This is a genomic window from Roseobacter sp. N2S, assembly GCF_031454055.1.
GTDB lineage: Bacteria > Pseudomonadota > Alphaproteobacteria > Rhodobacterales > Rhodobacteraceae > Amylibacter.
Genome location: NZ_JAVDQB010000004.1, coordinates 52,516 through 66,931, shown reverse-complemented (window position 1 = coordinate 66,931; position 14,416 = coordinate 52,516). Strand labels below are relative to the sequence as shown.

Here is a 14,416-nt window from a genome sequence, read left to right as displayed (position 1 = left end):
TCAGTCGGGGTTTTTCTTTTATAACGTGGCAAGTAATCCACGGGTAGACCCGTCTTTGCCCTCAGACACCTCGCTCCCTTCAATCAACGGCAACATCTGGTTGGCCAGAACCTTGCCCAGTTCCACCCCCCATTGATCAAAGCTGTTGATGCCCCAAATCACCCCTTCAACAAAGACACGATGTTCATAAAGAGCGATGATTTTGCCCAATGTGCGCGGGTCAAGGCAGTCATACATCATGGTTACGCTGGGCCGATTGCCCGGAAACACGCGGTGGCCCGCCTGTTTTTCCAGTTCGGCCCCCGTGAGGCCGGTTTCTGCCATCATCGCGCGGGCTGTGTCCATATCGCGCCCGATCATCAAAGCCTCGGATTGGGCCAGACAATTTGCCAGTAACAGGCGGTGTTGGTGGGCCAGTTGGATTTCATGCCCCCGACGCGCAACCAGAAATTCGCATGGGACAACGCGGGTGCCTTGGTGGATCAGTTGGTAAAACGCGTGCTGGCCATTGGTGCCAGGTTCTCCCCAGACAATCGGCCCAGACTGGCGCGTCAAAGTCTGACCATTCATGGCAACACCTTTGCCATTACTTTCCATATCAAGCTGCTGCAAATATGCAGGAAGCCGCAGCAGACGTTGATCGTAGGGCAGAACGGCGCGGGTGTTATAGCCGCAAATATTGTTGTGCCAAATCCCCACAAGCGCCAGCATGACCGGCAGATTTTCCGCCATAGGGGCCTCTCGGAAATGGGTGTCCATCTCCTCTGCGCCGCGCAGGAAAGCCTGAAAATCCTCTGGTCCGATGGCGAGCATCAAGGACAACCCAATCGGCCCCCAGACCGAATAGCGCCCACCGACCCAATCCTCGAACCCAAAGACCCGATCCGCAGCAATGCCAAATTCAGCGGTTTTTTCCAGTGACGTAGACAAAGCCGCCAGATGGTGCCCGATTTTATCCTCAGGCACCTGTTGCAGCAGCCAGTCCTTCCCCGTCTGCGCGTTGGTCATGGTTTCAATGGTGGTAAAGGTCTTTGACGCCACGATCAGCAATGTCGTCGCAGGGTCAAGCCCTTGCAAAGTATCGCTAATATCGGCCCCGTCCACATTTGAAACGAAATGAACATTCGGCCCGTCACTGTAAGGAGACAGCGCGATATTGGCCATGACTGGCCCCAAATCTGACCCGCCGATGCCGATATTCACAACATCCGTAAACGCTTTCCCGTTTGCCGCCGCAATGTCACCACTGCGCAACCGCGCCGCAAAGGTTTTCATCGCTTCAAGCGTTGCCAAAACCTCGGGCATCACATCCACGCCGTTGACTGTGACAGGCCGCCCAGACAGATTGCGCAAGGCAGTATGCAACACAGCACGGTCTTCGGTTTGGTTAATTGGCACCCCAGCAAACATCGCGTCGCGTTTCCCTGCAACTTCGCTGTTTTTGGCAAGCATCAGAAGTGCCGCTTTGGCATCCGCGTCTATATTTGTCTTGGAATAATCCAGCAATAAATCCCCGCATTGAGCAGAGAAATCCTTAAACCGCGTTGGATCATCGAACAGTTCCAGAATGGAACGAGAGCTGGTGTTGTCAAATAAATCAGATAGCTGCTGCCAAATATCCATAAAAATATCCTCTAATCCGCGTAATGTGTTTGGGCCTGTTCCTGTACGATCTTGATCGGGGCCTCAAGCGTGGTTCCAGCCGCCCGCGCCTGTTCAAAAGCTGCTTGTTTTTCAGTGCCTGCAATCAAAATATGAACATGTCCTGCCCCGCGCAAAACTGGCGCAGTTAGGGTTAATCGCGGTTCCGGTGCATTTGGGGCCCGCATCGGCAGCACAACAGGCGCATCATCAGCCAAGGCTTCAGCCAGTAAATCCGCCTCGGGGAAAATACTGGCCGTGTGCATATCTGCCCCCATCCCAAGCACGCAAACATCCAGTGGCAGAACGGCAGACACACCGGATTGTAAATTGCTCAACACGTCTTCGGGGGCGTCTGCGGGTTGGTAAAACGGCACAAGAACCGCCTTAGCTGCCTGATCCTGCAACAGATTTTCCCGCAACAAACGGGTGTTGGACCTGTCTGACGATTCAGGAACAAACCGTTCATCCGTCAAAAGGACTGTCACATTGGCCCAGTCCAAATCCGCAATGCGCAAGTGTGCAAAGAAAGGCGCAGGGGTTGTACCGCCCGGAACAGCCAGCGTAGCCCGACCATTTTGCGCCAATGCGGCCCTTAATTGCGCCTCAACCACAGAGGCCAGACCTTTGAATAATTCCGCACGGCTGTCGTATTTAATGAACCCGCTCATGGTTTGATCTCGCGCCAGCGACGGCCGTCTTTATGCAGCAGCATCAGGCTGTCATCCGGTCCCGCGCCCCCCGGATCATAGGCAACAGGCGTATCGCCCGCGTCTTGCCAGGCCTGAATAATCGGATCCACCCAAGCCCAAGCGGCTTCCACTTCGTCTCCGCGCATAAACAGGGTTTGATCGCCGCGGATCACATCCATAATCAACCGTTCATAAGCATCAGGCATGAAGGAAACCTGATCGCCCAAAGCTTCAGCAAAGCTCATATCCAAGGGCACTTCGGTCAGGCGCATGCCGCCTGGACCAGGTTCCTTGATGGTAACGCGCAAGGTGATGCCCTCATCCGGTTGCAAACGGATCACCAAGACGTTGCCCTTGCGTTTGAATTCGCCTTCAAAAATCGAATGGGGCGGGTCTTTGAACACAATTGCGATTTCAGACATCCGCCCGCGCAGACGTTTGCCCGTGCGCAGATAAAATGGCGTGCTGGCCCATCGCCAGTTCGCCACTTTGACTTTCAGCGCGATAAAACTTTCGGTTTTGGAATTCGGATCTTCGGAGTGGGCCACATAACTGTCCACATCGCCGCCTGCATTATACTGACCGCGCACCACCTCCGCCGGAGAAACAGGCTCCAACGCCCTGATAACCTTCAGCTTTTCATCGCGCACCGCATCAGCGCCATATTTGGCGGGCGGTTCCATTGCTGAAAGACACAGTAATTGCATCAAGTGGTTCTGCACCATATCGCGCATGGCACCCGATTTATCATAATAGCCGCCCCGCCCCGCCACACTGACAGTTTCCGCCACTGTGATTTGCACATGATCCACATGCTGGGCATTCCAAAGCGGTTCAAACAGCGCATTCCCAAAACGCACCGCCATCAGGTTTTGCACGGTTTCTTTGCCAAGATAATGGTCGATGCGGTAAATCTGGTGCTCGTCAAAACAGGCGCGCAATTCCGCGTTTAACACTTTGGCGCTGTCCAGATCATGGCCAAAAGGCTTTTCCACCACAATGCGGCTGTGTTCATCTGTAATGCCGTGGCCAGATAATTTGCGTGCAATTTCCCCGAACAGGCTCGGCCCAACCGAAAAATACACGGCGCGGATTACATCCGGGCGCAAACTGGCCTTCAACTCTTTCCAGCCTTTATCACCAAAAACATCAAGGGACACATAATCCAGTTTCGCCAAAAACTGATCCACCGCCCCGTCACCGCATTGGGTTTCGCCGGCAAATTCCTCCAAAGCTTCGCGCACAAAATCGCGAAACCCGTCTGCATCAAGATCACTGCGCGAGGCCCCGATCACCCGCGCCTCATCTGGCATTTGGCCTGCACACATGCGTCTAAATAGGCCCGGCAGGATTTTACGCCGCGCCAGATCCCCGGTGCCCCCGATAATAACCAGATCGAACGGGTCCACTGGAATAGTTTTTGCTACCATCTGCAAGCCTCTGAATTTGTTGTCGTTAGCGATAACGTAACTGTCACACATACAGTCACAACTGCGTGGGATTTACAAGCTTTCCTTTGAAAAATAGCATACAATCGGATAGCGAACAGGCAAGCAATGACAGGCTATTAAATGAACGACCAGAAATTCACCCTGCCCGACCCGCGTCCTGTGGGGAAATTCCAGCATCCTGACGTGACAGCCAAAGGCGAACCGCGTGCTTCTGTTGCGCTGACGGGGGCGACCACCTTGTGGTTTAACACAGGCACCCTTTGCAACATCGAATGTGTGAATTGTTATATTGAAAGTTCACCTTCAAACGATCGGCTGGTCTATATCACCCGCGCCGAGGTCGAAGACTACCTTGACCAGATTGTTGCGCGGGATTGGCCCACGACCGAAATCGCCTTCACCGGTGGCGAACCGTTTATGAACCCCGAGATGATTGAGATCACCAGAACCTGTCTGGAACGGGGCTATGAGGTGCTGATCCTGACCAACGCCATGCGCCCGATGATGCGCAAACGGATGCAGGCAGGACTGTTGGAACTGAATGAAACCTATCCTGACAAACTAACCCTGCGTATATCGGTGGATCACCACTCTGCGGCCTGCCATGATCTGGAACGGGGTAAAGGCAGTTATGATTTGACAGTTCAAGGCATGGAATGGCTGCGTGATGCGGGTATCAAAATGCATGTGGCTGGACGGACTGTATGGGGCGACACAGACGCAGAAAGCCGCGCTGGGTATCAGGCGTTTTACACGCGCCACGGGTTTGACATTGATGCCCATCATCCGGCCCATACCATGTTATTTCCCGAAATGGATGAAACGGTAGAAGTTCCTGAAATCACAACAGCTTGCTGGGGCATACTAAACAAATCCCCCAAGGATGTGATGTGTGCCTCATCGCGTATGGTGGTGAAACATAAAGGGGACAAACAGCTTTCCGTATTGGCTTGTACTCTTTTGCCCTATGATCCACAATTCAACCTCGGACATACATTGGCAGAGGCTGAATCCCCCGTGAAACTGAACCACCCCCATTGCTCCAAGTTTTGCGTCCTTGGCGGCGCGTCCTGTTCTGCCTGATGCGCCAAGCTTTTCTGTCTTGGGGCGCCTTGGCGGTAACGGTTTTTGTGTGGGGTAGTTATCTGGTGTCCACAAGGGCTGCGATGACGCAGCACCTGTCGCCGATTGATATTGGCATTTTGCGATCCGTACCCGCTGCAATTGCGATTCTACCGTTCATCCTGCGACGTGGATTAAAACCAAAAACCGCCAATTGGTTGGATATCCTGATCATCGGCGGCGGCGGAGGAACACTTTTCACGGTGCTTCTGGCCTCTGGCTTTCGCTTTGCGCCAACCGTTGACGGCGGCCTGTTCACACCCTCCATGCTGCCTGTTTTCGTGGCGATCCTGACAATCGCCTTTCTGGGCCGTGCCTATGCTGGCATCCAGTATTTTGGTATCCTGCTGATCCTGATCGGTGCCTTGGCTGTTGGCGGATATGAGGCGATTTCAAACACCGGTTCAGGTGCTTGGCGTGGGCATTTACTATTTTTGACAGGTTCCTGCTGCTGGGCGGCTTATACAGTCCGCTTTAATATTTCGGCCATGGGCCCAATCGACGGCGCAATTGTTATTCTGGGCTGGTCCGCCCTCGCCTTCATCATTGCGGCGATTCTTTTTGGAACCAGCCTCCACCTGATCCCGAAAAACATCCTAGCCTTGCAAGTGTTCCAAGGCTTCATGGCCGGCTTTGTCGCCAATTTCACCTTTTTATACGCCGTGCGCACCCTCGGCTCTGCCATTCCCGCCGCTGCCGCCGCAATGGTCCCGGTTATTGCTGCCATAGGCGGCTGGATATTTTTGGACGAACCGATCACGCCCCTAAAATGGCTCGGCATTTTAATCGTTGCAGGCGGCGTCGCGCTTGCCTCGGGAATCATTAAGGCCAAAAAACTAAGAAACGCCTAACAGCTTTTTGTTTTTCAAATATCCAAAACCCGAAGCCGGCTCATAAGCGAAGGCCTAACGGCCCGCAAGCGCCTCCTCAAGCACGGATTTCACCACGCCCAAATCCACATCTCGGGTCACAAACGCATCGCCCAGACCACGGGCCATGATAAATCCGATTACCCCGTCGCTGACCTTTTTATCCTGCCCCATCAGTGCGATAAGCCCATCCGCATCCGGCAGCTTTCCCGCAATTTCGGACAGATCACATTTCATTCCCATGGCTTTGAAATGGTCGCGCACCCGACTGGGGGCTTCTTGCGCACAGAACCCGAGCCGCTGCGACACTTCAAAGGCCAAGGCACAGCCGATGGAAACGCCTTCGCCGTGCAGCAACCGGTCTGAATAGCCTGTGGCCGCTTCCAGCGCGTGGCCAAAGGTGTGGCCAAGGTTCAACAAGGCACGATCGCCCCGTTCTTCCTCGTCGCGGGCCACGATATCGGCTTTCATCTCGCAGGACCGTTTCACCGCGTAAATCCGCTTTTCCACGTCCCCTGCAGCGGCTGCGGCGGCGTTTTGTTCCAGCCACTCCCAAAACGCAGCATCCCCGAGCAGCCCGTACTTGGCCACTTCACCGCAGCCCGCCAGATAATCCCGCGGCGTAAGTGTATCCAGCAAAGACACATCCGCTAGCACCAGTTGAGGCTGATAAAACGCGCCGATCAGGTTTTTTCCGTGGGGCGAATTGATCCCGGTCTTCCCACCAACCGAGCTGTCCACTTGTGACAGCAAAGTCGTTGGCATTTGCACAAAACGGATGCCACGGCGCAGGATCGCGGCGGCAAAGCCTGCCAGATCACCAATCACACCACCGCCAAAGGCAATCAGAATATCATCCCGTTCAATCCGTTCGGACAGCAGCCATTCCACGGTTTTTTGCAAATTGTCCCAGGATTTTGTGCCTTCCCCTGCGGATAATTGCAAAGTCACGGCCTCGATCCCTTCGGCCTTTAATCCGGCCAAAAGGGCTGGCAGGTGTTTGGCGGCCACAGTTTTATCGGTGACAATCGCAACTTTTTTGCGGCGCAGAAAGGGGGCGACGAATTGGCCCGCCTGGGCCAGCAATCCCGTACCGATTTCAATATCGTAAGACCGCTTACCCAGATCAACAAATACTCGTTCACGCATTACCGTGCTCCTTTTGTGACGCCACTTTCAGGGTGAGCCAACAGGGTTTCGATGACTTTATGGGCCATATCTTCCAGCGAGAGACCCGCCAAACTATCTACTGTGATTTCGGCTTGCGCATAAATCGGAGTGCGCTTTTCAAACAGCCCAGTCAATGTCTGGCGCGGATTTGGCGTGCGCAGCAACGGGCGGGAATCCTTGTGCTTGACCCGCGCCCAAAGCAGCTCAAAATCTGCACGCAACCACAGGGCAACACCGCTTTTTGCGATCATTTCGCGGTTTTCAGGCGCCATATAGGCCCCGCCACCTGTGGACAAGATACATGGCTTGCCTATCAGAAGGCGTTGCAAAACCTGACTTTCTTTGGCGCGAAAAAACGGCTCTCCGTCGCGGGTGAAAATCTCGGCCACAGTCATATTGGCAGCCTTTTCGATTTCATGATCTGAATCCAGAAAAGGCACGCCCAGTTTTTGGGCGACCAATGTACCAACCGCAGTTTTCCCTGCCCCCATCAAACCGACAAGAACTATGGTTTTGTTTAAGTGATAGCTCAATGCCACCCCGTCCAAGTTTTTAGGCGCTGACAGGTCAAATACGCAAGTTCCTGCCGATCCCCCATTATCAAATTCCAATTTGGGTGATAACATTGTCTATACTTCACACAACCCCTACTTGGGGCCTTTCTTGGTGAAACACACCAGGAAACACGACAAGAAAAAAGGTGGCAGAGGCAAATTTCATGGGCAGGATCATTCGTTTTTTAATTTTAGTTCTGATCCTCGCGTTTTTGGGGGTATTGGGGTATTCGTTTATGGGCGATCTTTCCGCCCCCCAATCAGAGGTCACAGTTCCTGTTACGCTTGACGCGACATAAGGTTTTTAGTGCTGCATTTTTAGCCTGCGTGCCTCTGTCCGTTGCCGGACAGGGATCGGCGCCTGATTGGCTGTCGATTACTGTTCCTGCGCGTCCGATGAACCATCAGACAGGCCACCACAAGGTCATACAATCCAGCAAATCATGGAAACCATCGGGCAGCGGTATCACCACCGAGGCGATAAAAACCACACAACTCGACATTGCACAGCCTGATGCGGTTGGGGTGTTAAGCCCTGAACAAACCGGAATACCAAAAAACTTTTGGGGGGACAGTAATCCCAGCACACTTGCACGCCTTATCGCGCCCTACCGTGAAACCGCCCTGCCCGAAATTAACGCCCTGTGGCAGCGGATCGTGCTGACGGAAATCGACGCGCCGCTGCATAATTCGGCACCGGGTGCGGTCCTGTTGGCACGGGTAGATCACCTGTTAAACGCTGGTGCGCTCGATCAGGCCGAGGCCTTGCTGGATCGCGCTGGCACCCGCACCCCCGAACTGTTTCGCCGTGCTTTTGACGTGGGGCTATTGGCCGGACGCGCCCAATCTGCCTGTGCAACCATGCTGCGCAACCCCAGCCTGTCCCCTGATCTAAAGGCGCGGGTGTTTTGTCTAGCGCGGGCCAATGACTGGTCCGCCGCCGCCCTGACATTGACCACAGCCAAGGCGCTCGGACAGATCAGCGCGGCTGACGAAGACTTGCTCGCGCGCTTCCTTGACCCCGAACTCTTTGATGAAAACGACGCCCCGCCGCCGCCCGTCCCTCTGACCGCATTGGATTTCACTTTACGAGAGGCCCTTGCTCTGCCCCGCAATGGTCAGGCCCTGCCTTTGGCCTTTTTGCACGGCGATCTGGAAAATCTGACGGGCTGGCGCAATCAGGTGATTGCCACAGAACAACTGGTGCGATCCGGTGCAATCCCGCCCAAACGGTTGATTGCCCTTTACCAAGACGGCGTGCCAGCGGCCTCTGGCGGGATTTGGGTGCGGATTTCTGCGGTTCAGGATTTGATTGCAGCCTTTGAGGGGGATTCGGACGAGGTTTCAGCCGCCCTGATCACCGCCTATCAGGCGCTTGACGAAGTTGGATTGTCCTTCATTCTATCCGACCTTGCCGCAGAAGACTTGCGCGACACGGAACTTAACAGCGCTGCGGCCTCTGTTCGGTATCGGCTGTGGCTGTTGCAATCCGATTACAGCGACCTGTCGTTCGAATACACACCGCAAAACGCAGATGAAGCGTTTATGCAGGCAGTGGCCCAAGGGGAGCAGCCAGATGCGGCCAGAAACGATATTCAGGCTGCGATCCTTGCGGCTTTTGAAGGCACGCAACTGGATGTTTCCGCCGTCACAGATGCCCGTCAGGGCCGCTACGGCGAGGCCATTTTGAAATCCCTGACCGATCTGATCGTGTCGCGCTATGCGGACCCGCTGGCGGTGGAGGCCTCTATCTCGGCCCTGTTGATTGCGGGGATGGAGGATGAAGCGCGGCGGATTGCCTTGTTGGTTTTGATGACTGGGGCGCATCGGATCTGATGCAAAACTGGATCGAAACCTTCCTTGAAGCCATGTACGCAGAGCATGATTCTTCGGAAAACACACTAAAAGCCTATGCCGCCGACCTGCGGGAATTTGCCGGACATCTGGACGATAACAATAGCAGTTTTGCCACCGCCACCCGCGCCGATGTAGAGGCCTATCTGATCAGTCTGGACACACGGGGCATGGCGCAGGCCACGCGGGCGCGCAGGCTGTCTTCCGTACGCCAATTGTTCCGTTTTGCCTTTGAAGAAGGCTGGCGCATTGATGATCCCGCCACACAAATTCGCGGCCCACGCAAAAAACGCCACCTGCCCAAAACCCTGACCGAAGCAGAAGTGGATCGCCTGCTGGAAGCCGCCCAAACCACGGGACGATCCCCGTCGGACCGCTTGCGCAACACCTGCTTGATGCAATTACTTTACGCCACAGGCATGCGGGTCAGCGAGCTGGTCTCGCTGCCCGTCGCAGCAGTGCGCGGCAATCCTGAAATGTTGCTGGTGCGCGGCAAAGGGGATAAGGAACGGCTGGTTCCCCTGTCTCCGCCTGCCAAAATCGCCATTGCCGCCTGGCTGAAGCGCCGTGATGCGGATGAAGACCTGGCCCGCGTGAAAGGCAAACCTGTATCGCGTTTCCTGTTTCCCTCGAACGGGAAACTGGGCCATCTGACCCGCATCCGGTTTTATACACTGGTCAAGGAATTTGCCGTTAATGGCGGTGTCAGCCCTGAAACGGTTACCCCCCACACCCTGCGCCACGCCTTTGCCACCCACCTGTTGGCAGGCGGTGCGGATTTGCGGGTGATCCAGATGTTGCTCGGCCATGCGGATGTAGCCACAACGGAAATCTATACTCATGTTCTGGATGAAAACTTGAAAAAACTGGTGATGGACCACCACCCGCTGGCCAAGGACTAACCCTGCATTATCAGCGGAGGGACGATAAAATCCCTTTGGCACATTGAAATTCTTAAAGATTCCGGTTTATTTCGAACCGCACTATAGTCATAACGAAGCTGCTTTTTTACCGAGGAATACACCGGATGGACACCGCACAAACCGCAACTGTTGTACTTGATTTCAGCGCATGGGCTACCATCGCCGGAATTATTGCGCTCTTGCTGATTTCTGCTTTCTTTTCAGGCAGTGAAACCGCTCTGACAGCCGCATCACGGGGGAAATTGCACTCTTTGGCGGATCGCGGATCAGCGGGCGCCAGCCGTGCTTTGCGGTTAACGGAAAATTCGGAAAGCCTGATCGGCGCGGTTCTGTTGGGCAATAATCTGGTGAATATCCTGGCGGCCTCTTTGGCTACCAGCTTGTTCATGCGACTGTTTGGCGAAAACGGTGTGGCCTTTGCTACGATTGTGATGACCTTTCTGGTGCTGGTGTTTGCCGAGGTGCTGCCCAAAACCTACGCCATCCTGCAATCCGAAAAAGCCGCCACTCTCGTGGCTCTGCCAATTACCGTGGTGGTTGCCGCACTCTCCCCGATTGTAATGACCGTGCAATTCATAGTGCGTGCTATTCTGCGCGCCCTTGGCGTCAGTGCCGAGGCTGAAAGCGAAGCGGCGGCGGCACAGGCTGAAATCGCAGGCACAATTTCCCTTGGCCACGTTGAAGGTACAGTAGATCGCGATGACCGTGACAGGTTGCTGGGTGCGCTTGATTTGAAAGACCGCGAGGTTGAAGAGATCATGTTGCATCGCTCTGACATGGAGATGATCGACGGGTCTGGCGCCCCGCAAGATATTATCAACCAATGTCTAACATCTTCACACACGCGCCTGCCTGTCTGGCAAGGGGACCCCGAAAACATTGTTGGTGTGCTGCACGCCAAAGACTTGCTGCGCGCAGTGAACAAGATTTTGCGCGGTGGTCGGGCGTCTATGCGCAATCTGGACGGGTTTAAGGTGATGGATGTGGTGATGACACCGTATTTTGTACCTGAAACCACCACGCTGGACGATCAGTTGCGGGAATTCCTGCGCCGTAAGACCCATTTTGCCCTTGTGGTGGATGAATATGGCGCCTTGCAGGGGTTGATCACTCTGGAAGACATCATCGAAGAAATTATCGGAGAAATTTCGGATGAACACGATGTTGACGACCAGACCATGCCCGAAATTGACACAATGGGCCACTATTTGATTGAAGGGGCCATGACCATCCGCGACCTTAATCGCGCGCTTGACTGGTCTTTGCCCGATGACGAAGCCAACACTATCGCGGGACTGGTGATCCACGAGGCACAGATGATCCCCGATGTGGGGCAGGTTTTTGCCTTTCACGGGTTCCGGTTCGAAGTGGTGGACCGCGAGCAGAATAAAATCACCAGCTTGCGGATCAAGCCTTTGTAGGGCTGTGATCCGCTGCCGGGGTAGGATTTGGATATTTGAACCAAAAAGAGGTTGGAGAATCCCCGTCCTTTGACGTTTTTGGTTTAGCGGCCTTTGAACAGGCTGCCCAACACGCCGCGGATCAGGGTTTGGCCGGTTTTAGTGCCCAATTGGCGGGCTAGTGATTTGGCAAAAGTTGTACCGATACTGTCGCGGCTGGAGCTGCGTTTTGTGGGGGTACTGCTGCGGGTGGATTGCCCGTCATAACGCCGCGCCCTTTGGAATTCGCGGGTGCGTTCGGCCTCGGCATTATCGCGGTTTTCTGCGTCTTGCGCGGCACGTTCCAGCTTTTCAGCCTCGGTTGCTGCATCTTCGGCCCGTTTGCGTAGTTTTTCAAAGGCGCTTTCGCGATCCACCAGGGTTTCATACAGGCCCGCAACGGGGGAATTCGCGATGACGGCTTTGCGTTCTACGTCCGTGATCGGCCCCAATTGCGATGATGGCGGGCGGATCAAGGTGCGTTCCACAATGGAAGGCATGCCTTTCTTTTCAAGGGTCGAGACCAACGCCTCGCCCACACCCACTTGGGTGATGGCGTCCATCGTATCAAAGGCGGGATTGGCGCGAAAAGTGGCGGCGGCCAGTCGCAGGGCTTTCTGGTCTTTGGGGGTAAAGGCGCGCAGGGCATGTTGGACGCGGTTGCCAAGCTGGCCCAGAATATCATCCGGCACATCAGCCGGATTTTGCGACACAAAGTAAACCCCGACCCCTTTGGAGCGGATCAGGCGGGCCACTTGTTCCACCTTGTCGAGCAGGGCTTTTGGGGCATCATCAAACAGCAAATGGGCCTCGTCAAAGAAGAAAACCAGTTTTGGTTTGTCAGGATCGCCCACCTCGGGCAGCATTTCGAACAATTCAGAGAGCATCCACAGCAGGAAAGTGGCGTAGAGCCGGGGGGATTGCATCAGCTTATCAGCAGCAAGGATGTTGATCCGCCCCTGCCCGCCCGCAGTGGTGGAAATCATATCGTTAAGATCAAGTGCCGGTTCCCCGAAAAACGCATCCGCGCCTTGATTTTCCAACACCAGCAAGCGCCGCTGGATCGCACCGATGGAACTGCGGGCCACATTGCCGTACTCCAGCGAAATCGCGTCCTCGTTTTCGCCCAGCCAGACCAACATGGCGCGCAGGTCTTTCATGTCCAGCAGCGCGAGACCCTGTTCATCCGCCACGTGGAAGGCGATGTTCAACACGCCCTCTTGCGCCTCGGTTAATTCCATCAGGCGGGATAATAACAAAGGCCCCATTTCGGAAATTGTCGTGCGCACCGGATGGCCCTGCTCGCCGAACAAATCCCAAAACGTGACGGGAAATTTATCATAGTCAAAGTCTGAAAAGCCGATTTTTTCGGCACGGCTGGTGAATGCTTCGTGCAATTTGAAATCGGGCGAGCCTGATTTGGCCAATCCGGACAGATCGCCTTTGACGTCAGACAACACCACTGGCACGCCCGCTTTGGAAAAACTTTCGGCAAGAATTTGCAAGGTGACGGTTTTTCCGGTGCCAGTCGCTCCTGCGATTAATCCGTGGCGGTTGGCATATTTCAATATCAGGGATTGGGGTTCACCGTAGTTTTCACCACCGCCACCGATGAAAAGAGTTTCTGAAGTATCCATGCCTGCTGCTCCTGCAAATTTGCGCCGAGAATAGCGAAATCAGACGTGTTTACCACTGCGGAATTACCCTGTTTTTTGACTATTCGGTCAGTAATTCCACCAAGACCGCAAGAATTACTAAATAAGTTAAGTTTGCCCCAAGCCCCTGTTGACGCGACGAAAATTCTCGCATAGCGTGCATTTACAATTGATCGGCCAGTCCGACGGGGAGAACTGCTTACAGCAGAACCGAAGACGCTTAGGAGAACACTCCGAGCGTCTTCTTCATGTCAGACCCTTGTTTTTTCTACACGGACTGTTGACTGCACCCCATGGGCGAAGGCCCGCACATTTGAAATTTACTCCTGACATTCCCGTAAAATCGTTTTATGTAACGCCCATTGAAACGAACCAGACCATAGGCCTCTTGATGAAGAATACACTGATCCCGTTTGCTCTTGTTTTGTTGTTGGCAGCCCCTGTCGTCCATGCACAAGAGACCACGACAGAAACCACCGAAGCAACAACACAGACTGAAACCGCCCCAGCGGACCAAGCCAACGCGGCCGACAGCGAATATAAAGTAGCTGACGAAAATGCAGCCCCTGAAGAAGGCCAAGGCTATCTGAAAGAAGAGCACGGCCAGTGGCAAGTGCGCTGCATCAAAGCCCCCGAAGGCGAAGAGGAAGTCTGCCGTCTGTTCAACCTGTTGACCGACAAAGACGGCAACAGCATTGCGCAGTTGGATATGCAAGCCCTGCCAAAAGGTGGCAAAGCGGTTGCTGGCGTTGATATGGCAACCCCGCTTGGCACATTGCTGACAGCACAACTGGTGATGAAAATCGACGCAGCCAAAGCAAAGCGCTACCCTTATACTTGGTGTGACAACCTTGGGTGTTATGCCCGTTTCGGTATGACTGCTGGTGAAATTGATGCCATGAAAAAGGGTGTTACAACCGTCGTGACCATCGCATCCGTTGCAGCCCCTGAAGAGCCGCTGGAACTGGAACTGTCCCTAAGCGGGTTCACCGCCGCATGGACTGCAATCGCACCAAAATAATCTGGCACCTGCCAAGTTAACGATT

At 54.5% G+C, this 14,416-nt stretch carries 12 protein-coding genes; 6 read left to right on the top strand and 6 right to left on the bottom strand.

The window, feature by feature from the left end; genetic code table 11:
* Positions 1–18: 18 nt before the first annotated feature.
* From pgi to zwf, 3 genes are read right to left on the bottom strand one after another with little or no spacing between them, the layout of a single operon-like run.
* Positions 19–1,623: a glucose-6-phosphate isomerase gene (gene pgi, locus GGE09_RS11535; protein ID WP_309746286.1), complete on the bottom strand. Its 1,605-nt coding sequence runs from the start codon at positions 1,621–1,623 to the stop codon at positions 19–21.
* A gap of 11 nt (positions 1,624–1,634) precedes the next feature.
* A complete protein-coding gene (gene pgl / locus GGE09_RS11530; protein ID WP_309746285.1) occupies positions 1,635–2,312 on the bottom strand; it encodes a 6-phosphogluconolactonase in 678 nt (225 codons plus the stop codon).
* Complete coding sequence (gene zwf / locus GGE09_RS11525; RefSeq protein ID WP_309746284.1) at positions 2,309–3,763, bottom strand: glucose-6-phosphate dehydrogenase; 1,455 nt, start codon at positions 3,761–3,763, stop codon at positions 2,309–2,311. The genes pgl and zwf overlap by 4 nt, the downstream gene beginning before the upstream one ends.
* Before the next feature lie 141 nt (positions 3,764–3,904).
* Between zwf and GGE09_RS11520 the strand changes: the two genes are divergently transcribed.
* Both GGE09_RS11520 and GGE09_RS11515 read left to right on the top strand, forming a co-directional pair.
* The gene (locus GGE09_RS11520) at positions 3,905–4,867 is read left to right on the top strand and encodes a radical SAM protein (RefSeq protein WP_309746283.1); all 963 of its coding nucleotides are present in this window, start codon (positions 3,905–3,907) and stop codon (positions 4,865–4,867) included.
* Positions 4,867–5,757 (top strand): DMT family transporter, encoded by an 891-nt coding sequence (locus tag GGE09_RS11515; RefSeq protein WP_309746282.1) that lies wholly within the window; start codon positions 4,867–4,869, stop codon positions 5,755–5,757. The genes GGE09_RS11520 and GGE09_RS11515 overlap by 1 nt, the downstream gene beginning before the upstream one ends.
* Positions 5,758–5,811: 54 nt before the next feature.
* On the opposite strand, the gene aroB is transcribed toward GGE09_RS11515, so the two are convergent.
* Both aroB and GGE09_RS11505 read right to left on the bottom strand, forming a co-directional pair.
* On the bottom strand, positions 5,812–6,924 hold the full coding sequence (gene aroB, locus GGE09_RS11510) for a 3-dehydroquinate synthase (RefSeq protein ID WP_309746281.1): 1,113 nt from the start codon (positions 6,922–6,924) through the stop codon (positions 5,812–5,814).
* Positions 6,924–7,478, bottom strand: coding sequence for a shikimate kinase (locus tag GGE09_RS11505; RefSeq protein ID WP_309746280.1), 555 nt, complete (start codon positions 7,476–7,478; stop codon positions 6,924–6,926). Before GGE09_RS11505 ends, aroB begins: the two co-directional genes overlap by 1 nt.
* Positions 7,479–7,895: 417 nt before the next feature.
* Between GGE09_RS11505 and GGE09_RS11500 the strand changes: the two genes are divergently transcribed.
* The 3 genes from GGE09_RS11500 (at position 7,896) to GGE09_RS11490 (ending at position 11,697) form a co-directional block, all read left to right on the top strand.
* Complete coding sequence (locus GGE09_RS11500; RefSeq protein WP_309746279.1) at positions 7,896–9,335, top strand: hypothetical protein; 1,440 nt, start codon at positions 7,896–7,898, stop codon at positions 9,333–9,335.
* The gene (locus tag GGE09_RS11495; protein WP_309746278.1) at positions 9,335–10,255 is read left to right on the top strand and encodes a site-specific tyrosine recombinase XerD; all 921 of its coding nucleotides are present in this window, start codon (positions 9,335–9,337) and stop codon (positions 10,253–10,255) included. Before GGE09_RS11500 ends, GGE09_RS11495 begins: the two co-directional genes overlap by 1 nt.
* 125 nt (positions 10,256–10,380) lie before the next feature.
* Positions 10,381–11,697, top strand: a complete 1,317-nt coding sequence (locus GGE09_RS11490; protein ID WP_309746277.1) for an HlyC/CorC family transporter — start codon at positions 10,381–10,383, stop codon at positions 11,695–11,697.
* 83 nt (positions 11,698–11,780) lie between these two features.
* On the opposite strand, the gene GGE09_RS11485 is transcribed toward GGE09_RS11490, so the two are convergent.
* A complete protein-coding gene (locus tag GGE09_RS11485; RefSeq protein WP_309746276.1) occupies positions 11,781–13,352 on the bottom strand; it encodes a DUF853 domain-containing protein in 1,572 nt (523 codons plus the stop codon).
* Positions 13,353–13,761: 409 nt separating this feature from the next.
* Here GGE09_RS11485 and GGE09_RS11480 point away from each other — a divergent pair, with 409 nt between their 5' ends.
* A complete protein-coding gene (locus GGE09_RS11480; protein WP_309746275.1) occupies positions 13,762–14,391 on the top strand; it encodes an invasion associated locus B family protein in 630 nt (209 codons plus the stop codon).
* Positions 14,392–14,416 lie beyond the last annotated feature (25 nt).